The organism is Pseudomonas sp. F9001, assembly GCF_013385435.1.
Classification (GTDB): domain Bacteria; phylum Pseudomonadota; class Gammaproteobacteria; order Pseudomonadales; family Pseudomonadaceae; genus Aquipseudomonas.
The window spans coordinates 289,294-310,124 of record NZ_JACAPX010000013.1; the positions used below are offsets into that span (position 1 = coordinate 289,294).

Here is a 20,831-nt window from a genome sequence, read left to right on the forward strand (position 1 = left end):
GTTTTGCAGCAGCAGTTTTAGCAGCTGGCTTCGCGGCAGGTTTTGCAGCAGCGGGTTTAGCGGCTGGCTTCGCAGCTGGTTTCGCAGCAGCGGTTTTAGCAGCTGGCTTCGCGGCTGGTTTCGCAGCAGCGGTTTTAGCAGTTGGCTTGGCAGCTGGTTTTGCAGCAGCGGTTTTAGCAGCTGGCTTGGCGGCTGGTTTTGCAGCAGCGGTTTTAGCGGCTGGTTTGGCGGCTGGTTTTGCAGCAGCGGTTTTAGCGGCTGGCTTGGCAGCTGGTTTTGCAGCAGCGGTTTTAGCGGCTGGTTTGGCAGCTGGTTTTGCAGCAGCGGTTTTAGCAGCTGGCTTGGCAGCTGGTTTTGCAGCAGCAGTTTTAGCCGCTGGTTTGGCAGCCGATTTAGCCGGTGCTTTTGCCGCAGGCTTGGCCGCAGCTTTTGCAGGTGCCTTGGCAGCGACTGCCTTGCTGGCTGGTTTTTTCGCCGCGCTGGCTGCAACGGCCTTAGCCGGAGCACGGGTGCTCAGCACTTTGCCTACAGCTTCCTTCACACGACCAACACCCTGGGCCAATTTCAGGCTCTCGGAAGCATCACGCTTGAGTTGGGAAATGTAGGTGCGGGTTTCGGATTGACGATCCTTGAGGGCGTCGAGCAAGTCCTCAAGTTCTTTGACGGCGTCCTTGGCCTTGGCTTGTGCCTTGGCTTTGCCAGCGGTCGCTGCGCCTTGCAGTTTGGTGCGGGATTTGTGCAGTTTTTCCTGAGCTTTGCCGCGTTGTTTTTCAAGCTTGGCGAGCAACTTCTCAGCATCAGCCAAGGCTTGTGAACAGGCGCTTTCCAAATGTTCGAGCAGGCTGCCCGAAAGTTGTTGGAGCAAATGCAACGGGGTATTTACAGGCTTCTGTTTGGCCGACATGGTTTACCTCCTGGCTGACGTGGGTGCGGCTCATACTAGCCCTCTGCTCTTACCGCCGCTAGGGCATGTTGACAGTATCGATTGGCTTGCGTTGCACCGCACGAAAATTCTTATTGATATAACGAAAATCCACGCCACTTTTTAAGCATTCACACTGGCATAATCCATCGCACTTTCGGCTGGAGAACGCCCATGTCGCGTTACCTTTTTTTAGTGTTGAGCGTGGTGCTTTGCGTGGCCAACGCAAGCGAGAAATCCCCCTCCAAAGATGACCACGACCTGGCCTACAGCCTGGGCGCGAGCCTGGGTGAGCGCCTGCGCCAGGAGATGCCTGGGTTGCAGGTAGAGGCGCTGATCGACGGACTCAAACAGGCCTATCAAGGTAAGCCACTGGCCCTGGACGACACACGCATCGAACAGATCCTTGCCCAGCACGAAGCACAAAACGCGCCGGACAATCGAGCACCACAAAGTGAAAAGGCACTCGCTGCCGAGCAACAATTTTTAGCCAGTGAAAAATCCAAAAGTGGTGTGCGTGAATTGGCAGACGGCATCCTGCTGACCGAACTGACCCCTGGCAGCGGGAAGAAACCGGCGGCCGATGATCGCGTGCAAGTGAATTATGTTGGGCGGTTACCCGACGGGACCGTCTTCGACAAGAGCACACAACCTCAGTGGTTTCGCCTGGACAGTGTGATCAATGGCTGGCGCAGTGCGTTGCAACAGATGCCGGTGGGCGCGAAGTGGCGCCTGGTGATTCCATCCGACCAAGCCTATGGCGCTGATGGCGCAGGCGAACTGATCCCGCCTTATACGCCGCTGGTATTCGAGATCGAATTGCTCAAGGCGGGCGCCTGAGCCCAAACGAAAAACGGTGCGCAATGCGCACCGTTTTCTTGTGTCGGGGGGAGTCAGGCCTTAGCCGTCAACTCTTCCTTGTGAGCGTTGTGCAGCACTTCGATCAGGCAATCTTCCAGCTCGAAACGCTCGTGAAGCAAACCACCCAGCTCTTTGAATTTTTCTGCAACGCACTGGCCGGCATCACACAGGTCGTTGAACGCCAGCAGCTTCTCGGTGATGACATCGATGCGCGGGTAAATCGTCTCCGCCAAATCGAGGCCACGTTGATCGTCGAAAGCCTCGGCCTCTTTGGTCAACTGCTCGTAGACACCGAAGTGCCCCGCCGATACGTAGTCCACCAATACGCCGCAGAATTCCTGCAATGGCTTGCGGTTCTCGCTGAGCGCTTCGGGCTTGGCACCGAGAGCATCAAAGGCCCGAACCAGTTCGTGACGCGCTTTCAACCAACCATCGATCAGTTTGTGCACCCCACCCCAGCGTTCCTGAGCATTCTGACAACTTTCCAGCATGATGATCTCTCTTCCCTATAGGGGCGCCGCACGCTGCCCGCGCATCACTTCAAGGTTAAAGCGGCAACCGGGCAAAGGTGCATCGAACAGTCTGTTTCAATAACGCGTGCGGGCCAGATTATGCCCGCACGACTATGTCATCAAGGTACGCAGGAGAGAAAGTTCATACAAGTGTTTAATCCCTTCCTACAACCTGCGGTTACCTGTCAGTGCCGTGCAAGGCCAAAACGCTGGCTCAGCAGCAACCGCGAGAACTGCGCGATGCCAAGGATCAGCATCGCCACGAAGAACAGCAGGCTCCACTCGGGAATACTCAAGTCGAACAGCGTCCAGTTGATTTCCACGCAGTCGACGGTGCCCTTGAAGATCAAGGCCAACGTCTCTCTCAGCGACAGGTTCTCGATCATGGATTGAAGGCCGGGCCAACAGGCAGGCAACTGTTCCGGCGGCGTATTTTGCAGCAGCACCTGGCGTACGGCGGTAATGGCGCCCAGCACTGCACACCCCATGCTCGCCGCCCAATACAGGTAGATCCCGGACCGCTTCGGCCCATGAATCGCCGCCACGAGATTGATCAGCGTGAAGGCAGCCACAAGAATTCGTTGCACCTGGCACAGGAAACAAGGCCGCAAAAACGCGGCGTATTCCAGGTAAAAGGACGCGCCCAGCGTCAGCGCACCAGCCAGGAACGCCAGGAGGAACAGGGAGCGTGAGGGGGCCAAAGACATTGTTTATCCGCAACGCAAGAGATAGGTAGTTACGGTAGAGGAAAGACCTTACCCCTTTCAATACGCGCCAGAGCAGACGATTCCGCGAGAGCGTAGGGATATCCCGTCAGAAGGCGAGCGATTAAACGCGCGTCTACGTAGGAGTTTACTACAAGCCGTATTGACTACAGCTATTTGCGTTATTGAAGGGTTGGCCACCAGACAATTCTGAGGCAACCCTTACTCTGTTTCCTACTTCAAACCCGTGCCGGTACCGGCAGCGGTGACGCCAGCAAACGCTTGTCCAGCAAGCCCAAGCCTTCCTGGAACAACTGGTTGCTGCGCTCGGTGTCGCCCAACTGCGCCAGCAGGCGTGCCAGCTCGGCGCAGGCCTCAGGGTTGCGCTGCACCTGCAGGCTGCTTTCAAGGTAATCCCGCGCCTTACCCCACAAGCTGTTTTGCAGGCACAGGCGCCCCAGGGTCAGCAGCAGGCTGGCATCGCCTGGATGGTCCTTGAGCCAGCCTTCGGCGAACTTCAACTGCTTCGCCGGATCGCTGCCACGCAGCAGCCCGTAGAGCCGGATCAGATGACTGTCGTACTCGCGCTTGAGGGCACCGCGCAGCACTTCTTCGGCCTTGGCGTCCGCGCCCAACTGGCGCAGTTGTTCGGCGTACGCCAGCACCAGTTGCGGCTCCTGGCGCTGGGCCGAAGTCAGTTGTTGCCAGGCCAGCTCCAGGGATTGCTGCCCGGCCTCGCCCTGCTCTTCGCGCTGGGCAGCCAGGGTCAGGTTCTCGCCCCAGGCGCGTCGCTCCAGGTCGGCCAACTCGGCAGGCGGCAACACCTTGTCCTTACGCAACTCCGGCAACAGCCGGATTACCGAAGACCAATCGCCACGCTGTTGATACAGCCGCTGCAGTTGGCGCAATACCTGGACGTTATGCGGATGACGCTCATGCATGGCCTGCAGGGTGACCAGGGCGCCATCGGTGTCACCGCGGTCCATCTGCAACTGCGCATGACTCAAGGCTACCGCCAGTTCGGCCTGGGGCTGGCGCTCAAGCGCGCGTTCCAGCAGGCCATCCGCTTCCTCATAACGGCCCTGTTCGTTGGCCGCACGGGCGGCGCCGAGGTAGTAGAGCAATGGCTGGCGTTCGGCTTCGGCCGCACGGTGCAAGTGGCGCTCGGCACTGGCCCAGCGCCCTTCGGCGAGGTCCATCTGGCCCTGCTCGATGGCAACCTGGACCCGACGGCTGCGGTTGCGCCGCGACCACGGATTGACCACGCCACCCGAGGTCAGCACCAGGCCCAGCAGCACCCTGGCCAAATAGATCACCAGGCCGATGGCAAACAACGCCACCAGCGTCGACCACAGCCCGGACTCGTAATGCAGCACATGGGGATAGGTAATCAGCACGTAGCCGGTATGTTTCGAAATGCCCACGGCCAGTGCCAGGGCGATCGCAATCGCCAGCACCAGGATCACATAGAAGCGCTTCATCGGCTTTACTCCTGGGTCGCCGGCTTGCCAGCGGAAGCCTTGGCTTCCTCGGCAGACAGGTGGCGACGGTCAAGGTAAGCCTGCACGGCAGCCAGGCTCGCGGCCAGGTCCGGCGTGACCACCGAGACGGCCTTGGGCTCAAGCTCGGCAATACGGGCCAGCATGGCTTTGCTTTGCGGGTTGTCTTGATTGAAGTTGTCCTGCAACACGCTGCGGGCCTCGCCCAGGGATCGGCTGTACACCGCCGGCTCGCCGTTGAGCGCCGCCCATTGCGCCTGCTCCAGTGCAAGGCTCAGGGCCAGGCGCACCTGGTTCAGGCCTTGCCCTGCCAGGAGCGGGCGAATGTTGTCATCAGGATTGAAGTCGATGCGGAAATACCGCGAGATCTGCGCCCACCACTGACTCCAACGGCTGTCCGTGTCGGTGGTCGGACGCCCATCATTGGCCGCTTCAGGGAGTTGGTATTCCGGCGCGATGGCCGCCAACTGCACGACCTGATCGCGCAATGCCGCCAGTTGCAGGTACAGCCCGGTACGGTCGGGCTGTTCGATATTGCGCAACGCGGCGAGGCTCTTGGCCAACTGCTCACGGGCGGCGTAGGAGCCAGGGTCACTTTGTTCGCGGAGGATTTCGTCAGCGCCCTGGACCAGTGCCTGGGCACTATTGATGTCCTGCAAGGCGGAAAGACGCAGGCTGGCCAGGCGGATCAAGTGCTCGGCCTCGGCCAGGCGCCAGTCCTGGCGGCTGGCCCCCAGCACGGTTTCCAGGCGCTGGCTCAGGCGTTGTTGATCACCCTGCAATTGCGCCACCAGCCGGCGACGCTCTTCCAGCTCATCGGCGCCGGGCAGTTGCCCCAGACGGGCCGACAGCTGCTGCTGGCTCTGCTTGAGGCTCTGGGATTGGTCGTCCAGGGTTTGCACTTGGCCCAGCTGTTGCTGGCTGCTCGCCTGCAGTGCGCGGACCTGCCAGATCCCCCAGCCACCGGCGGCAACGCCGGCGGCGCCGAGCAACAAGGCCACGATGGCCAGGCCGTTGCCACGGCGCGGGGCGGTGGTGACCGGTGTCTCAACAGGCGCATCAAGCGCGGGCTGAGCTTCATCTTTAGGCAAGGCTGTTTCGCTCACGTATCCATCCTTTGCGTATTAGAGAGTGGGAACGGAAACACTCCGTAACGCCACTAACAAAGCCGCGGCACTGGCGCCACGACAATCCACAACTTCTTTCGCGCCAGCGGCACGCGCCATCTCGGCGACTCGCGGGCTGGGCACGAACAACGGCAGCTGTGCCACCTGGGGCCAATCTGTACCGGCCAGCGCTTGCAGGTGTAAAAAACCCTGCCCACTGCTGACCACCACGCCGTTCAAGCGTTCCACGTTTATGCGCTGGGTCAGCGTTGCACGGTCGTAGTCCGGCAGGAAACGGCGATACAACTCCAGATAGTCGACACTAGCACCTTGCTCGCGTAAACGCTCAGCCAGCAGCTCTCGCCCGCCCTCGCCCCGCAGGATCAGCACCCGGGCGCAGGGCTTCGAGATAGCCTCGCGCAAGGCGACCAGTTCAAGCAAGGCTTCACTGTCGTCGCCGTCGTGGGGATAACTGACATCAAGGCCATGCTCGGCCAACACCTGCGCCGTAGCAGCGCCGACACTGAACCACGGTAACGCCGGCGGTTGCGGCCAGTGTTGAGCCAACAACTGCAAGCCCAGGCGCGCGGCCGGCTTGCTCACCACGATCACCGCGCAATAGCGGTCCAGCTCGCGAAAAACAGTCTGTTGTTCAGGCGTGACAGGCAGCGCTTCAACCTCCAGCAACGGCAGGCTGCTGCTGAAAACACCTTCTTCGGATAACGTCGCCGCCAGGGCCGCCGACTCCTCGGCAGGCCGCGTCAGCAGCACACGCCATTGCATCACTGCGGCCCGGCCTCGCCGTACACCGCTTGCAGAATGGCACCGGCGCCTTTTTCCAGCAGTTCCTCGGCGACCTTGATACCCAGGCTGGTGGCCTCGCTTTGCGGCCCGCGAATCTCTGCGGTGAGCAACAACCCACCGCTCGGGTCGCCCACCAGGCCACGCAGCCAGAGGTTCTCGCCCTCAAGCACGGCGTAACAGGCGATCGGTACCTGGCAGCCACCATTGAGGTGCTTGTTCAGGGCACGTTCGGCGGTGACGCGAATTTCGGTGTCCTGGTGATCCAGCGGCTTGAGCAGCGCATGAATTTCGCTGTCGGCGGTGCGGCATTCAATGCCCACAGCGCCCTGCCCGCCGGCCGGCAAGCTGTCTTCGACGCTGATGGCCGAGGTGATGCGGTCTTCAAAGCCCAAGCGGATCAAGCCGGCTGCCGCGAGAATGATCGCGTCATATTCACCGGCGTCGAGCTTGGCCAGGCGAGTATTGACGTTGCCCCGCAGGAAGCGGATTTGCAGGTCCGGGCGGCGGGTCAGCAACTGCGCCTGGCGACGCAGGCTGGAGGTGCCGACGACGCTGCCCAGCGGCAGCTCATCCAGGGAGGCATAGGTATTGGAAACGAAGGCGTCGCGGGGGTCTTCGCGCTCGCAGATGCAAAACAGGCCCAGGCCTTCAGGGAAGTCCATGGGCACGTCTTTCATCGAGTGCACGGCGATGTCGGCTTCGTTTTCCAGCAGCGCGGTTTCCAGCTCCTTGACGAACAGGCCCTTGCCGCCGATTTTCGACAGTGGCGAATCAAGCAGCTTGTCGCCGCGACTGACCATGGGCACCAGGGACACCTTCAGGCCAGGATGAGCCTGCTCAAGGCGTGCTTTGACGTATTCGGCCTGCCATAAGGCCAGGGCGCTTTTACGGGTGGCGATGCGGATTTCGCGAGAGGACATGGATCAATCCGTACTGAATAGATACGGCAGATAATAACAGCTCAGGCAAATGCGCTTTGATTTGAATCAGCAAGTGCGGGGCCTCCCTGGCCGCGTCGCACCGGGATATGGGCGGTGAAGCTCGCCTCGGCCCTCGGGCTAAAGCTGCTGCATCATCTTGCGCACACCAGCGACATGGCGCCGGCTGACGATCAAGGCGTCGCCATTGAGGCCCTTCAGGAACAGCTGAAAGTGCCCAAGCGGCGTGCGCTGCAGACGCTCGATGCGCTCCCGTGCCACCAGCGCGTTGCGGTGGATGCGCACAAAACGGTCGCCAAATTCGTCTTCCAGCGCCTTGAGTGGCTCATCGAGCAGCACTTCACCAGCCTCGTGACGCAAGGTCACGTACTTGTGATCGGCGATGAAGTAGACCACCTGGTCCAGGGGAATCAACTCGATGCCCTTGCGGGTACGGGCGCTGATATGGCTGCGAGGCCCGTTGCCGCCCTGGGCTGCGGGCTGGGTCAAGGCTGCCAGTTGGACACGATTGGGACGCTCGGCCTTTTTCAAGGCGCGAAGCAACGCATCGGCATTGATCGGCTTGACCAGGAAACTGGCGCCGCTGGCATCCAGGGCCTCGGAAGAGAACTCATCCTGGGAGGCGCACAGCACCACCGAAGGCGGCGATTCTCGCTCGCTCAGGCGGGCAGCCACCTGCAAGCCATCAAGGCCCGGCATGCGGATGTCGAGCAACACGACGTCCGGCTTGAGGCTGTCAATAAGGGCCAAGGCTTCCTCGCCACTGGTGGCGCTCGGCTCAAGGACATTGTAACCCTCGAGTTCACTGACCAAACGGCTCAGTCGCTCGCGGGCTTGGGGTTCGTCATCAACGATCAGGACATTCATATTGCGCTGGATTCCTGCGTGAGTCTCGCACAAGGATAGCGTAGACAGGTGCGGTGACTTCCGTCACGGCGATCCACGCTAAGACTAGCGCGAGCGGCAAAAAGTGCCCCGAGAGTGGCACCAATATTTACCCGGACCTGTTCAATCGCGCCCAAAGCCTGCTGCCTTCGGGCATCGTCGTAGGGTTTGCTGATACACAATACGAACACCCCCTCTCTAATGGATAGCCTGGAGTTCGACCTCATCGCCCGGCATTGGTGCAGTACACCTTCCGTCAGCGCGAAGCTCTATCAGTGCAACTGTAGACGCTGGCGAAGACGATATTGCTCAATCGTCAAATATCGTTTCAATAAACACGCTTTGTTTGACCGAGGACCGCAAGTTTCCCCCCCGATCGGTCCTGGCTCCAGTCTCGTCCTGCGCGAGTCCGGGGGCAAGGCACTTAGCCATCTTGGAAACAAATAAAAATGCCCCGCCCCGGCATCGTCGCCTCCGGGGGCAACCCTGTTATTATCGGCGCCACACTTTCATGCCCTCTTTCCAGCAGATCACGAGCGAATCCATGAGCACCGACAAGACCAACCAGTCCTGGGGCGGCCGCTTCAGTGAACCCGTCGACGCCTTCGTCGCGCGCTTCACCGCCTCCGTCACTTTCGACCAGCGCCTCTACCGCCACGACATCATGGGCTCGATCGCCCACGCCACGATGCTGGCCAAGGTCGGCGTGCTGACCGACGCCGAGCGCGACAGCATCATCGACGGCCTGACCACCATCCGTGGCGAGATCGAAGCCGGCACCTTCGACTGGCGCGTCGACCTGGAAGACGTGCACATGAACATCGAGGCCCGCCTCACCGACCGCATCGGTGTGACCGGCAAGAAACTGCACACCGGTCGCAGCCGTAACGACCAGGTGGCTACCGATATCCGCCTGTGGCTGCGGGACGAGATCGACCTGATCCTGGCAGAAATCACCCGCCTGCAAAAAGGCCTGCTGGAGCAGGCAGAGCGTGAGTCCGGCACCATCATGCCCGGCTTCACCCACCTGCAGACCGCACAGCCTGTGACGTTCGGCCACCACCTGCTGGCCTGGTTCGAAATGCTCAGCCGCGACTACGAGCGCCTGGTGGACTGCCGCAAGCGCGCCAACCGCATGCCTCTGGGCAGCGCTGCACTGGCTGGCACCACCTACCCGATCGACCGCGAATACACCGCGCAGCTGCTGGGTTTCGACGCTGTGGGCGGCAACTCCCTGGACGGCGTGTCGGACCGTGACTTCGCCATCGAATTCTGCGCCGCGGCCAGCATTGCGATGATGCACTTGTCGCGCTTCTCCGAAGAGCTGGTGCTGTGGACCAGCGCGCAATTCCAGTTCATTGACCTGCCGGACCGCTTCTGCACCGGCAGCTCGATCATGCCGCAAAAGAAAAACCCCGACGTGCCGGAGCTGGTACGCGGCAAGAGCGGCCGTGTATTCGGTGCGCTGATGGGCCTGTTGACCCTGATGAAAGGCCAGCCGCTGGCCTACAACAAGGACAACCAGGAAGACAAGGAACCGCTGTTCGACGCCGCCGATACCCTGCGCGACTCGCTGCGAGCCTTTGCCGACATGATCCCGGCGATCAAGCCCAAGCACGCCATCATGCGTGAAGCGGCCCTGCGCGGTTTCTCCACCGCCACAGACCTGGCGGATTACCTGGTACGCCGTGGCCTGCCGTTCCGCGACTGCCACGAGATCGTCGGGCATGCCGTGAAGTACGGCGTGGACACCGGCAAGGACCTGGCGGAAATGAGCCTGGAAGAACTGCGCCAGTTCAGCGACCAGATCGAGCAGGACGTGTTTGCGGTGCTGACCCTGGAAGGCTCGGTGAATGCCCGTAACCATATCGGCGGGACTGCGCCGGCGCAGGTGAAGGCTGCCGTGGTTCGCGGCCAGGCATTGCTCGCCAGCCGCTAAAAGCTTCGCGAGCAAGCCCGCTCCCACATTCGACTGCATTCCAAAGGTGGAACTCGGTCAAATGTGGGAGCGGGCTTGCTCGCGAAAGCCTCATCACAAACACCCAAGATCTATTTCTTCGCAGCAACCATCGCCATAAACGCCGGCATCGCCGCTTCCTTGTCCGCCGCCACCCGCTGGGCATTCGGCAGCGCCTGCAAGCGCTCCAGCAACGGCTTGGCCTTCGGCAACTCAGCCAACAGATCCAGCCCGAACAGCTTCCCGGCCACGGCACAGGCCAGGTCCACGCTGTACACAAAATACAAATCCGCAATCGTGAAACTGTCCCCCGCCACATACGGCGCAAACTTCCCGTGCCGCCCCAGCGATGCGATCCCCAGCAATAACTCCGCCCTGGACTTTTCCTTGATCGCCTCCGGCACCGGCATTCCGAAAAACGCCTCGGCAAAACACGCCCGGGCCGGCAACTCGATGTACAGCTCGATTTCCCTGCACAACGCCAGCACTTGGGCGCGCTGGAACGGCTCGCTCGGCAGCAGCGATCGCCCGCCCTGGGTCTGTTCGAGGTATTCGAGGATCACGCTGGTTTCGTTGATAAACCCTTGCTCGACACCCAGCACCGGCACCTTGCCCCGCGGGCTCACGGCCAGCGCTTCCGGGGTTTGGCCTGCGTAGAACGGCACCTCTTCGAAGGGCAGCCCTTTCTCCAGCAGCGCCAGTTTGACCATGTTGTAGTAGTTGCTGACCGAAAATCCATAAAGCTTGAGCATCACAAAGCCTCCAGGCCGTGTACGGGGTTGGCAGCAGTGGTTATAGATCGGGAGGCCGCGCCTGGCCAGCAGCATCAGCCGAGTGAATGGGGGTAGACTGGCGCCCTTTCCTCCAGGAGCCTGCCATGAGCGAGCCAACCGATATCGACAACGACGAAGAAGAGTTCGCCGAGACCACCTTGATTGAAGCGATCGAAAACCAGATCGAAAGCGACAACCCGCCCGCCGCCAAGGCCACGTTCAACAAGCTGACCCTGGTGGGCTACGAGCGCGAAGACATCCTGCAAATGATGGCCCACGTCCTCGCCATCGAAATTGACGCGCTGCTCGAAGAAGATCGCGCCTTCAATACCGAATGGTATGAAACTGCGTTGCGTGCGCTGCCGGAGCTGCCGCCCGAGAAGCAATAAGCCTCACACCGCGCTGGCCAGCAAACTCTTGCTGGCCACAATCCTGCCCCACATCAACACCGCATGAGTTCCGACTGGACAGCTCGCCCAAGTGCGTTCACCTTATGGCTGCTAACGTCTAAAAATTCCTAGAAAGTCTGGAGTCCTTATGTCGTATACCCCTGAGTTGGTTGCCGAACTGGAAATCCTTGCACTCTTCAACCTGGGCAGCTCCCAGGAAGGTCTGAAAGTTCATCAGACTGCCGCTCCCACTGCCATTGCCGCCGCCCGGCGCCTGTTTGATAAAGACCTGATCGACCAGCCAGACGGTGGTTACCTCACCAGCCTCGGCCGGGACGCTGCCGAACACGCACAAAGCCTGCTGACTATTCTGACGACCGCCAAAGAAGCCGCCTGACACCTCGTATCGCCCACGGGATCCTCTCTTCACGGATTCCGCGGGCATTCCCGCGCCCGGGATAAAATTCCGGCGTCAAAAACAAATTCCCTCTAAATCTCCTACGCTACTGGCTGTAAACTCCCACACGGCCGCCCACGTCGGGCCCTGCGAGCCACCGAGTTCGACATGACCCGCACCCACGAAATCCGCCCCGACCTGGACGAAGGCATCGACCGCAAGGTGCTGGCCCAGTTACGCGCGCGGTTTCTGGCCCTGAACGAAGGCCGCATGGCCCGGGCCGTCGAAGGACTGACACCACGCCAGCAAAGCGTATTGACCCTGCTGCCGCTGTTTTTCCACGTAAATCACCCGCTGTTGCCGGGCTATGTGTCGGGCAGCACGCCGGCCGGCCTGTCGAATTTTGAACCCGACGCGCAAGCCTTGGCCGAGGCCCAGCGCCTGACCCGCACGTTTTCCTACAAGCCCCGCCACGGCAACCCACCGCGGCCGATTCATGGCCTGTTCCTGATGGGCAGCCTGGGCACCCTGGCCCAGGCCGATCAAAGTGATATGGACGTGTGGGTCTGCCATGCGGCCGATCTCAGCGAGAACGAGCTGGCCGAGTTGCGCAAGAAATGCCAACTGCTCGAAACCTGGGCCCTGAGCATGGGCGCCGAGGCGCACTTCTTCCTGATCGAGCCGACGCGGTTTATCCAGGGCGAGCGCGACAGCCAACTGAGTTCAGAAGACTGCGGCACCAGCCAGCATTACCTGCTGCTGGACGAGTTCTACCGCACCGCCATCTGGCTGGCCGGGCGCACGCCGATCTGGTGGCTGGTGCCGGTGTACGAAGAAACCCGCTATGCCGACTTCACCCACGCGCTGATTTCCAAACGCTTTATTCGCGCCGATGAAACCCTCGACCTGGGCCACCTGGCGCACATCCCGCCGGGTGAATTTATCGGTGCCGGCTTGTGGCAGTTGTTCAAGGGCATCGAATCGCCCTACAAATCAGTACTGAAACTCCTGCTGACCGAGGTCTACGCCAGCGAGCACCCGAAGGTGCAGTGCCTGAGCCTGCGCTTCAAGCGCGCTGTGTTTGCCAATCATCTGGACCTGGACGAACTGGACCCGTACATCGTCGTCTACCGCCGGATCGAGGAGTACCTCAAGGCCCGTAATGAGCCGGAACGCCTGGAACTGGTGCGGCGCAGCCTGTACCTGAAGGTCAACCGCAAGCTCAGCGCGGGCCAGCGCACCGGGTGGCAGCGTTTGCTGCTGGAGCGCCTGGCCAGCGAATGGGGTTGGGACCAGCGCCAACTGGCCCTGCTGGACAGCCGCAGCCAATGGAAAGTCCGCCAGGTGGCCTCCGAACGCCGGGCGCTGGTCAACGAGCTGAACTACAGCTATCGCTTCCTGACCCAGTTTGCCCGCACCGAACAGACCGTCAGCCTGATCAACAAGCGCGACCTCAATGTGCTGGGCCGGCGCCTGTACGCCGCCTTCGAGCGCAAGGCCGGCAAGGTCGAATTCATCAACCCCGGCATTGCGCCCGACCTTGCCGAAGACACCCTGACCCTGGTGCAGTCGCCCAACCGCAAAGAGCCCGGCCAGCATCATTGGGGCTTGTACAACGGCAGCCTGACCGCCCTGGAATGGGAGCACTTCGCGCCGATCAAGCGCAGTCGCGATTTGCTGGAAATGCTCACCTGGTGCCACCGCAACGGCGTGATCGACAGCAGTACCCGCCTGGCGCTGCATCCCGGCAGCAGTGACATGACCGAATTCGAGCTGTTCAACCTGCTGGGCAGCCTGCAACAAACCGTCGTCCTGCCCCTGGCCAGCGTCGATGAAGACCGCCTGCTGCGCTCGGCAGTGCCCGAGGAAGTGCTGCTGCTGATCAACGTCGGCGTCGACCCGCTCAAGCATCATCGCGACCTGAACATCCTGATGACCACCGAGCGCACCGACTCCCTGAGTTACGCGGGCGTACGGGAAAACCTGGTGCTGACCCTGGACCAGGTCACGCTCAACAGTTGGAACGAGGTGATGGTCAGCCGCTATGACGGCCCTCACGCGCTGCTCGACTGCCTGCGCGACTACCTCAATCAGCTACCGCCCAATCACTTGCCGCGCTTGCGGGTGCGCTGTTTCTGCCACAACCGCGCGCAGTTCATTGCCCAGCGCGTGGAGGAAATCTTCGACACCGCGCAAAACCTACTGCTGGGCCAGGAAAACCACCGCTACCTGGTGCAGGTGCAGCAGCACTACCACGTGATGGAACTGACACCCGGCCAGGCCAACCATGTGTCACTGGCGACCCAGGACGCGCTGATCGCCTACCTCAGTGAGGAACTGGCCAGCTACAGCCCGCTGCACCTGGACACCATGGCCCTGGAAGACCACGACCTGGCGCTGCTGCTGCCCATGGGCCTGCCCGACTGTGTGCAGGTGTTCTACCGGATCAACGACGGAGTTGCCGAGCTGTACGTGCTGGATGAGTTCAACGCGCTCTGGCAGCAACACCTGCCGTTCCACGACGAGCAAAGCCTGTTGGTGCCGTTGCAGCGCTTCCTGCAGTCGATCATTTATCGCCGCGATGCGCTGCTGCCGCTGGATCCGCAACAGCCCTTCGGCGCGGTGCAAATCCTGTATTACCAGTTGCTGCCGTCAGGCAGCGGCCGCGCACGTCGGGCAGAACCGCGCCCAGCGCCGCAAACCCCGGCCAATAAGCCGTTCTACGACGTGCAGGCGATTATCGGCAAGGCAGCACCGGGCCAGGTGGGGATCACCTTGTACTGCAATCAACGGGAGTTTTCCGAGCTGGAATTTGGCGACCAACTGTTTGCGGTGGTCGCCCAGCAAATCGTCGGGCAACGCCGGGAAGCCGAGCGTTACCGCTGCTACATCACCGATCTGGACCTGTCCGGCCTGCTCGGTGATGTTCAAAGCCCGAGCAATCTGTACCTGCGCTACAAGGCTGATCTGGAACTGGCGCTCAATGAAGCGCTGAACCAGGTTTAGAGAGGAAAGGCGCCACCGTCTTTCGGCTGGCCTTCGACGCCGAGCAATTCAAGCTTGAGGGTCTTGCCACCCGGTGCTGGCCAGTCGATATGCTGGCCGACTTGCAGGCCCAGCAATGCACTGCCCACCGGCGCCAGGATCGAGATTTTGCCTTCGTCGGCGTTCGCGTCCTTGGGGTAGACCAGGGTCAGGTGATAGTCCTTGCCACTGCCTTGTTCACGGCAATGCACGCTGGAGTTCATGGTCACGACAGATGCAGGCACTTCATCGTGGCCAACCACTTCTTCGGCGCGGTCGAGTTCGTGTTGCAGGGCTTCAACGCCCGGCGACGCCTCGCCGACACGGTCGATCAGTTGCTCAAGACGCTGCACGTCAAGACGGGTGAGGATGATGGAAGGTGCGGTCATGATTCAGGCAGACTCCTTTTTTCTGCACAAAAAAGCAAAACCCCGCCAGGAAAAGGCGGGGTTCTCACGGACCTCGATGAGTTGAGGTGTATCCGGACACTACCACAGCACAATAAATAAACAAGACGGCCTCAGGCGCAGGTCCTGCGCTGCTCGGCCTGGGCGACGATCACGCGGCGTCGCGCATCGTCGGCAGAGCGCCATTCGCGGATGTCTTCCACATGACGGAAGCAACCGAGGCAGACTTTGTGCTCATCCAGCCGACATAAACTGATACAAGGTGACGGCACCGCCGGGCTGACATTGCTGAACAGCGGCTTGGGCGGGCGTACGGGAACGGGCTGCGTCACGATCAGATCTCGTCGAAGTCCAGCTCGACGCCGGCTTGTTCCTGGGTGAGGCGCGCGAGCATTTCGCTCAGCAGCTCATCGGTGGTGTCGTGGGTCCAGCGTTTTTCTTCTTCATCGTAATCGAAGTGAAAACCACCGGAACGCGCCGCCAGCCATAGCTGACGCAGGGGCTCCTGGCGGCTGAAAATCAATTGGGTGCCATTTTCAAACTTGACGGTGAGCACACCGGCCGAGTTCTCCAGGTCCACATCCAGACCGCTGTCGTCGAAAATATCCTCCAGCGCTTGCTGGGTCGCATCCACCAGGTCGTGAAAACGCGCTTCGGTCAAACTCATTGTGGGAACCTCGAAAAGTGTCTGGTCTCGCTCAAGCGCCGCACAATACGGACGCGCCATCATGATTGCAAAGGATACCGATTTCATTACCCACAGCCGTGTGAATTATCCTCGATTGGTGTAAGCACAATCGCGACGAACTCGGCAAAGCCCCGCCGGACGGGTATTTCGGCGCATAGGCAATCCGGCGGGTGGTCGGTATACTCGGGCGCAATTAATGCATATTCAAGGATTTCGCCATGAAGCGCCTGATCTCTTCCCTTGCTGCGCTCGTCGCGGTCGCTTGCCTCGTTAGTGCCTGTGGTCAAAAAGGCCCGCTGTATCTGCCCGATGACAGCAAAGACCCGAATGAACAGGCGCAATCGTCGCAAACCAAAGCGCACAAGCACGACACCTACTAAGGGAACATCATGGACGCTTTTAACTACCGGGACGGCGAGCTGTTCGCGGAAGGTGTCGCGCTGTCCGCCATCGCCGAGCGCTTTGGTACCCCGACCTACGTGTACTCCCGTGCCCACATCGAAGCGCAATACCGCTCCTTTGCCGATGCGCTGGAAGGCACGCCGAGCCTGGTGTGCTTCGCCGTAAAAGCCAACTCCAACCTGGGTGTACTCAATGTCCTGGCGCGCCTGGGCGCCGGTTTCGACATCGTGTCCCGGGGCGAGCTTGAGCGTGTACTGGCCGCCGGCGGCAAGGCTGACAAAATTGTGTTCTCCGGTGTCGGCAAGAGCCGCGAAGACATGCGCCGCGCCCTGGAAGTTGGCGTGCACTGCTTCAACGTCGAATCCACCGACGAGCTGGAGCGCCTGCAAGTGGTGGCCGCCGAGATGGGCGTTCGCGCGCCGATCTCCCTGCGGGTCAACCCGGACGTCGACGCCGGCACTCACCCGTACATTTCCACCGGTCTCAAAGAGAACAAGTTCGGCATCGCCATTGCCGACGCCGAGGACGTGTACATCCGCGCCGCGCAGTTGCCGAACCTGGAAGTCTTGGGTGTCGACTGCCATATCGGCTCGCAACTGACCAGCCTGCCACCGTTCCTCGACGCCCTCGACCGCCTGCTGGCGCTGGTCGACCGCCTCGGCGAGTGCGGCATCTACCTGCACCACATCGACCTCGGTGGCGGCGTGGGTGTGCGTTATCGCGATGAAGAGCCGCCGCTGGTGTCCGACTACATCAAGGCCGTGCGCGAGCGCCTCGAAGGCCGCGACCTGACGCTGATGTTCGAGCCGGGCCGCTACATCGTCGCCAACGCCGGCCTGCTGCTGACCCAGGTCGAGTACCTCAAGCACACCGAGCACAAGGATTTCGCCATCGTCGACGCGGCGATGAACGACCTGATCCGTCCGGCGCTGTACCAGGCCTGGATGAATGTGACGGCCGTCAAGCCACGCGCAGGCGAAGGCCGCAGCTACGATATCGTCGGCCCGATCTGCGAGACCGGCGACTTCCTGGCCAAGGAACGTCAGCTGGCCCTGGAAGAAGGCGACCTGCTGGCCGTGCATTCGGCCGGTGCCTATGGGTTTGTCATGAGCTCCAACTACAACACCCGCGGGCGTACCGCCGAGGTGCTGGTGGACGGTGATCAAGCGTTTGAAGTGCGTCGCCGCGAGACGGTAGCCGAGTTGTTTGCTGGCGAAAGCCTGCTGCCGGAGTAAGGTCATGTTGCTGCGTTTTACCAAGATGCACGGGCTGGGCAATGACTTCATGGTCCTCGACCTGGTCAGCCAGCACGCGCACATCCTGCCCAAGCACGCCAAGCTGTGGGGCGACCGGCACACCGGTGTCGGCTTCGACCAATTGTTGCTGGTGGAAGCGCCGAGTAACCCGGAAGTGGATTTCCGTTACCGGATCTTCAACTCCGATGGCTCCGAAGTGGAACAGTGCGGCAATGGTGCCCGCTGTTTCGCCCGTTTTGTCCTGGACAAGCGCCTGACCGCCAAGCGGCAGATTCGCGTCGAGACCAAAAGCGGCATCATCGAGCTGGATATTCGCAGCGACGGCCAGATCGGCGTCAACATGGGCGCGCCACGGCTGGTGCCGGCGGACATTCCGTTCCAGGCCACCGAGCAAGCCCTGAGCTACCCGGTGGACGTGGACGGCAAGACCGTCAACCTGGCCGCCGTGTCCATGGGCAACCCCCATGCCGTGCTGCGGGTGGATGACATCAACAACGCGCCGGTGCATGAACTGGGGCCGAAGATCGAAAACCACCCGCGCTTTCCCGCGCGGGTCAATGTGGGCTTCCTGCAGGTCATCGACCGTTCCCGTGCGCAGTTGCGCGTCTGGGAACGCGGGGCCGGCGAAACCCAGGCTTGCGGTACCGGCGCCTGCGCCGCTGCCGTAGCCGCGATCAGCCAGGGGTGGATGGATTCGCCGCTGCTGATCGACCTGCCCGGTGGACGCCTGTCCATCGAATGGGCAGGCCCCGGCCAACCGGTGAAAATGACCGGCCCGGCCACCCGCGTCTACGAAGGACAGGTCCGTCTATGAGTGAGCAAATCTAATGACTGATAAGCCTCAAGTACCCGCGCAAGCATCCCCAAGCGAAAGTCTGGAGGCCGCAGCCGTTGCGGCGTATCTGGAGGCTAACCCGGACTTCTTCGTCGAACACGAAGAACTGCTGCCGGCCCTGCGTATTCCCCACCAGCGCGGCGATACCGTGTCGCTGGTGGAGCGGCAGATGAAGATCCTGCGCGAGCGCAATATCGAAATGCGCCATCGGCTCTCGCAGCTGATGGATGTGGCCCGCGACAACGACCGCCTGTTCGACAAGACTCGCCGCCTGGTCCTGACCCTGATGGACGCCGCCAGCCTGGAAGAAGCGGTGATCGCCGTCGAAGACAGCCTGCGCCAGGATTTCCAGGTGCCCTTTGTCAGCCTGATCCTGTTCAGCGACAACCCGATGCCGGTGGGGCGTTGGGTCAGCGGCAGCGATGCCCAGACCGCGATTGGCGGCCTGCTGTCCGAAGGCAAGACCATCAGCGGCACCTTGCGCGAGCATGAACTGGACTTCCTGTTTGGCGCCGAGCAGCGCCAGCAGATCGGCTCCACCGCCGTGGTTGCCCTCAGTCATCAAGGTTTGCATGGCGTGCTGGCCATCGCCAGCCGTGATCCGCAGCATTACAAAAGCTCGGTGGGCACGCTGTTCCTGAGCTACATCGCCGAAGTGCTGGGCCGCGTCCTGCCACGCTTCACCAGCGCATTGCGCGCGGTGCGCTAGCCATGGAACGACAACTGGACGCCTACTGCGCTCACCTGCGCAGCGAGCGCCAGGTGTCGCCGCATACCCTGGAAGCCTACCGGCGGGACTTGAACAAGGTCCTGGCGTTCTGCGAGAAACAACACATCGGCAGCTGGAAGGCCCTGGACATCCAGGGTCTGCGCAGCCTGATCGCCCGCCTGCACCAGCAAGGCCAATCCTCCCGCAGCCTGGCGCGCCTGCTGTCGGCGGTACGCGGCCTCTATCACTACCTGAACCGCGAAGGCCTGTGCGACCACGACCCGGCCAACGGCCTGGCGCCGCCCAAGGGCGAACGCCGCCTGCCCAAGACCCTCGACACGGATCGCGCCCTGCAATTGCTCGATGGCGCCGTGGAGGACGACTTCCTGGCCCATCGCGACCAGGCAATCCTCGAACTCTTCTACTCCTCGGGCCTGCGCCTGTCGGAGCTGACCGGGCTTAACCTCGATCAACTGGACCTGGCGGATGGCCTGGTGCAAGTGCTCGGCAAAGGCAGCAAGACCCGCGTATTGCCGGTGGGCAAGAAGGCCCGCGAAGCCTTGCTGCTGTGGCTGCCCCTGCGCGCCCTGGCCAACCCGGCGGACGACGCGGTGTTTATCAGCCAGCAAGGCCGGCGCCTCGGGCCCCGGGCCATACAAGTGCGGGTCAAGGCCGCCGGCGAGCGCGAGCTGGGGCAGAACCTGCACCCGCACATGCTCCGGCACTCCTTTGCCAGCCACTTGCTGGAGTCCTCCCAGGACCTGCGTGCGGTGCAGGAACTGCTGGGCCACTCCGACATCAAGACCACCCAGATCTACACCCACCTGGACTTCCAGCACCTGGCAACGGTGTACGACAGCGCCCATCCACGGGCCAAACGCATTAAGGGCAGTGACTCATGAGCATCAAGCTGATCACCTTCGACCTGGACGATACGCTCTGGGATAACGTGCCGGTCATCATCAGCGCCGAGGCATCGATGCGCGAGTGGCTGGCGACCCACGCCACCAAGGTGGGCGACTTGCCCCTGGAGAAGTTTGCCAGCCTGCGCCAGCAGGTTCTGGAGCGTCATCCCGAGCTGAAATATCGCATCAGCGTGTTGCGTCACAAGGTGCTGCAATACGCCTTCGAGGAAGCCGGGTACACGCTGCCGGAAGCGGCGCAGATGGCGGATGTGTGCTTTGAAGCGTTCATCCATGCCCGGCATCAACTCACCGTATTCCCCGAAGCGGAACCGATGCTGCAAGCACTGCGCCGCGACTATCTGCTGGGGGTGATTACCAACGGTAATGCCGATGTGCAACGTGTGGGGTTGGCGGACTACTTCCACTTTGCACTCCGGGCTGAAGACATTGGTATTGCCAAGCCGGATGCGCGGTTGTTTCAGGAAGCCTTGCAGCGCGGTGGCGTAGCGCCGGGCGCGGCAGTGCATGTGGGTGACCATCCAGGGGATGACATTGCCGGTGCGCAGCAGGCGGGGCTGCGGGCGGTGTGGTTCAACCCGGCAGGCAAGGCCTGGGAGGCCGAGAAATTGCCGGATGCCGAGATTCGCAGCCTGACCGAGCTACCCGACGTGCTAGCCCGCTGGAATGCATAACCTGATGATGAAGGGCTTTTGTGGCGAGGGAGCTTGCTCCCGCTGGGCTGCGAAGCGGCCCCTGAACCAGCCACGACGGCCTTTCTGAAAGACCGCGTCGACCCAACCAGGGGCCGCTTCGCGCCCCAACGGGAGCAAGCTCCCTCGCCACACACGCTCTTCATCC

23 protein-coding genes are annotated in these 20,831 nt (G+C 61.6%); 11 read left to right on the forward strand and 12 right to left on the reverse strand.

From position 1 onward, the window contains the following. Window positions 1–904, reverse strand: a 904-nt coding sequence (locus HX818_RS13920) for an AlgP family protein (RefSeq protein WP_256350110.1), incomplete at its 3' end; no start/stop codon positions are given. A gap of 192 nt (window positions 905–1,096) precedes the next feature. On the opposite strand from HX818_RS13920, the gene HX818_RS13925 reads away from it, so the two are divergent. Beyond that, complete coding sequence (locus tag HX818_RS13925) at window positions 1,097–1,762, forward strand: FKBP-type peptidyl-prolyl cis-trans isomerase (RefSeq protein WP_003208833.1); 666 nt, start codon at window positions 1,097–1,099, stop codon at window positions 1,760–1,762. Between the two features lie 53 nt (window positions 1,763–1,815). On the opposite strand, the gene rsd is transcribed toward HX818_RS13925, so the two are convergent. From rsd to HX818_RS13955, 7 genes are all read right to left on the reverse strand, one after another. Then, window positions 1,816–2,274 carry a sigma D regulator gene (gene rsd, locus HX818_RS13930; protein ID WP_102604072.1) on the reverse strand — a complete coding sequence of 153 codons (459 nt, stop codon included), beginning with the start codon at window positions 2,272–2,274 and terminating at the stop codon, window positions 1,816–1,818. Between the two features lie 206 nt (window positions 2,275–2,480). Then, window positions 2,481–3,002 carry a disulfide bond formation protein B gene (locus HX818_RS13935; protein WP_102604071.1) on the reverse strand — a complete coding sequence of 174 codons (522 nt, stop codon included), beginning with the start codon at window positions 3,000–3,002 and terminating at the stop codon, window positions 2,481–2,483. 236 nt (window positions 3,003–3,238) lie between these two features. Continuing rightward, complete coding sequence (locus HX818_RS13940) at window positions 3,239–4,480, reverse strand: heme biosynthesis protein HemY (protein ID WP_003208828.1); 1,242 nt, start codon at window positions 4,478–4,480, stop codon at window positions 3,239–3,241. 5 nt (window positions 4,481–4,485) lie between these two features. Then, the gene (locus HX818_RS31240) at window positions 4,486–5,604 is read right to left on the reverse strand and encodes a uroporphyrinogen-III C-methyltransferase (protein WP_003208826.1); all 1,119 of its coding nucleotides are present in this window, start codon (window positions 5,602–5,604) and stop codon (window positions 4,486–4,488) included. Window positions 5,605–5,622: 18 nt separating this feature from the next. Continuing rightward, complete coding sequence (locus HX818_RS31245) at window positions 5,623–6,390, reverse strand: uroporphyrinogen-III synthase (protein WP_177031314.1); 768 nt, start codon at window positions 6,388–6,390, stop codon at window positions 5,623–5,625. Continuing rightward, window positions 6,387–7,328, reverse strand: a complete 942-nt coding sequence (hemC, locus tag HX818_RS13950) for a hydroxymethylbilane synthase (protein WP_008439333.1) — start codon at window positions 7,326–7,328, stop codon at window positions 6,387–6,389. The genes HX818_RS31245 and hemC overlap by 4 nt, the downstream gene beginning before the upstream one ends. 138 nt (window positions 7,329–7,466) lie before the next feature. After that, window positions 7,467–8,213: a LytTR family DNA-binding domain-containing protein gene (locus tag HX818_RS13955; RefSeq protein ID WP_003208820.1), complete on the reverse strand. Its 747-nt coding sequence runs from the start codon at window positions 8,211–8,213 to the stop codon at window positions 7,467–7,469. Window positions 8,214–8,775: 562 nt separating this feature from the next. Here HX818_RS13955 and argH point away from each other — a divergent pair. Next, window positions 8,776–10,170, forward strand: coding sequence for an argininosuccinate lyase (gene argH, locus HX818_RS13960; RefSeq protein WP_003208818.1), 1,395 nt, complete (start codon window positions 8,776–8,778; stop codon window positions 10,168–10,170). A gap of 110 nt (window positions 10,171–10,280) precedes the next feature. On the opposite strand, the gene HX818_RS13965 is transcribed toward argH, so the two are convergent. Continuing rightward, complete coding sequence (locus HX818_RS13965) at window positions 10,281–10,940, reverse strand: glutathione S-transferase family protein (protein ID WP_177020284.1); 660 nt, start codon at window positions 10,938–10,940, stop codon at window positions 10,281–10,283. A 125-nt stretch (window positions 10,941–11,065) separates the two neighbouring features. On the opposite strand from HX818_RS13965, the gene HX818_RS13970 reads away from it, so the two are divergent. The 3 genes from HX818_RS13970 (at window position 11,066) to HX818_RS13980 (ending at window position 14,753) form a co-directional block, all read left to right on the forward strand. After that, window positions 11,066–11,350, forward strand: a complete 285-nt coding sequence (locus tag HX818_RS13970) for a hypothetical protein (RefSeq protein WP_003208814.1) — start codon at window positions 11,066–11,068, stop codon at window positions 11,348–11,350. Between the two features lie 148 nt (window positions 11,351–11,498). Beyond that, window positions 11,499–11,747 carry a TIGR02647 family protein gene (locus HX818_RS13975; protein ID WP_003208812.1) on the forward strand — a complete coding sequence of 83 codons (249 nt, stop codon included), beginning with the start codon at window positions 11,499–11,501 and terminating at the stop codon, window positions 11,745–11,747. 168 nt (window positions 11,748–11,915) lie between these two features. Next, window positions 11,916–14,753, forward strand: a complete 2,838-nt coding sequence (locus HX818_RS13980) for a class I adenylate cyclase (protein WP_177020285.1) — start codon at window positions 11,916–11,918, stop codon at window positions 14,751–14,753. Here the strand turns inward: HX818_RS13980 and rnk are convergent. The 3 genes from rnk to cyaY all read right to left on the reverse strand — a co-directional run bounded on the left by rnk (window position 14,750) and on the right by cyaY (window position 15,845). Then, window positions 14,750–15,160, reverse strand: a complete 411-nt coding sequence (gene rnk / locus HX818_RS13985) for a nucleoside diphosphate kinase regulator (RefSeq protein ID WP_003208808.1) — start codon at window positions 15,158–15,160, stop codon at window positions 14,750–14,752. The two genes, HX818_RS13980 and rnk, sit on opposite strands and share 4 nt — an antisense overlap. Before the next feature lie 131 nt (window positions 15,161–15,291). Next, window positions 15,292–15,510 (reverse strand): DUF1289 domain-containing protein, encoded by a 219-nt coding sequence (locus HX818_RS13990; protein WP_003208805.1) that lies wholly within the window; start codon window positions 15,508–15,510, stop codon window positions 15,292–15,294. 2 nt (window positions 15,511–15,512) lie between these two features. Next, complete coding sequence (cyaY, locus tag HX818_RS13995; protein ID WP_003208803.1) at window positions 15,513–15,845, reverse strand: iron donor protein CyaY; 333 nt, start codon at window positions 15,843–15,845, stop codon at window positions 15,513–15,515. Window positions 15,846–16,084: 239 nt separating this feature from the next. On the opposite strand from cyaY, the gene HX818_RS14000 reads away from it, so the two are divergent. Genes HX818_RS14000 through HX818_RS14025 form a run of 6 tightly spaced genes read left to right on the forward strand, consistent with a single transcriptional unit; the run spans window position 16,085 to window position 20,665 of the window. Next, window positions 16,085–16,246 carry a lipoprotein gene (locus tag HX818_RS14000; RefSeq protein WP_003208801.1) on the forward strand — a complete coding sequence of 54 codons (162 nt, stop codon included), beginning with the start codon at window positions 16,085–16,087 and terminating at the stop codon, window positions 16,244–16,246. 9 nt (window positions 16,247–16,255) lie between these two features. Next, on the forward strand, window positions 16,256–17,503 hold the full coding sequence (gene lysA, locus HX818_RS14005; protein ID WP_008439346.1) for a diaminopimelate decarboxylase: 1,248 nt from the start codon (window positions 16,256–16,258) through the stop codon (window positions 17,501–17,503). A gap of 4 nt (window positions 17,504–17,507) precedes the next feature. Beyond that, window positions 17,508–18,338, forward strand: a complete 831-nt coding sequence (dapF, locus tag HX818_RS14010; RefSeq protein WP_008439347.1) for a diaminopimelate epimerase — start codon at window positions 17,508–17,510, stop codon at window positions 18,336–18,338. 13 nt (window positions 18,339–18,351) lie between these two features. Then, window positions 18,352–19,068 (forward strand): DUF484 family protein, encoded by a 717-nt coding sequence (locus tag HX818_RS14015; RefSeq protein ID WP_003208796.1) that lies wholly within the window; start codon window positions 18,352–18,354, stop codon window positions 19,066–19,068. Between the two features lie 2 nt (window positions 19,069–19,070). Next, a complete protein-coding gene (gene xerC, locus HX818_RS14020) occupies window positions 19,071–19,970 on the forward strand; it encodes a tyrosine recombinase XerC (RefSeq protein WP_008439350.1) in 900 nt (299 codons plus the stop codon). After that, on the forward strand, window positions 19,967–20,665 hold the full coding sequence (locus HX818_RS14025; RefSeq protein WP_003208792.1) for an HAD family hydrolase: 699 nt from the start codon (window positions 19,967–19,969) through the stop codon (window positions 20,663–20,665). Before xerC ends, HX818_RS14025 begins: the two co-directional genes overlap by 4 nt. Window positions 20,666–20,831 lie beyond the last annotated feature (166 nt).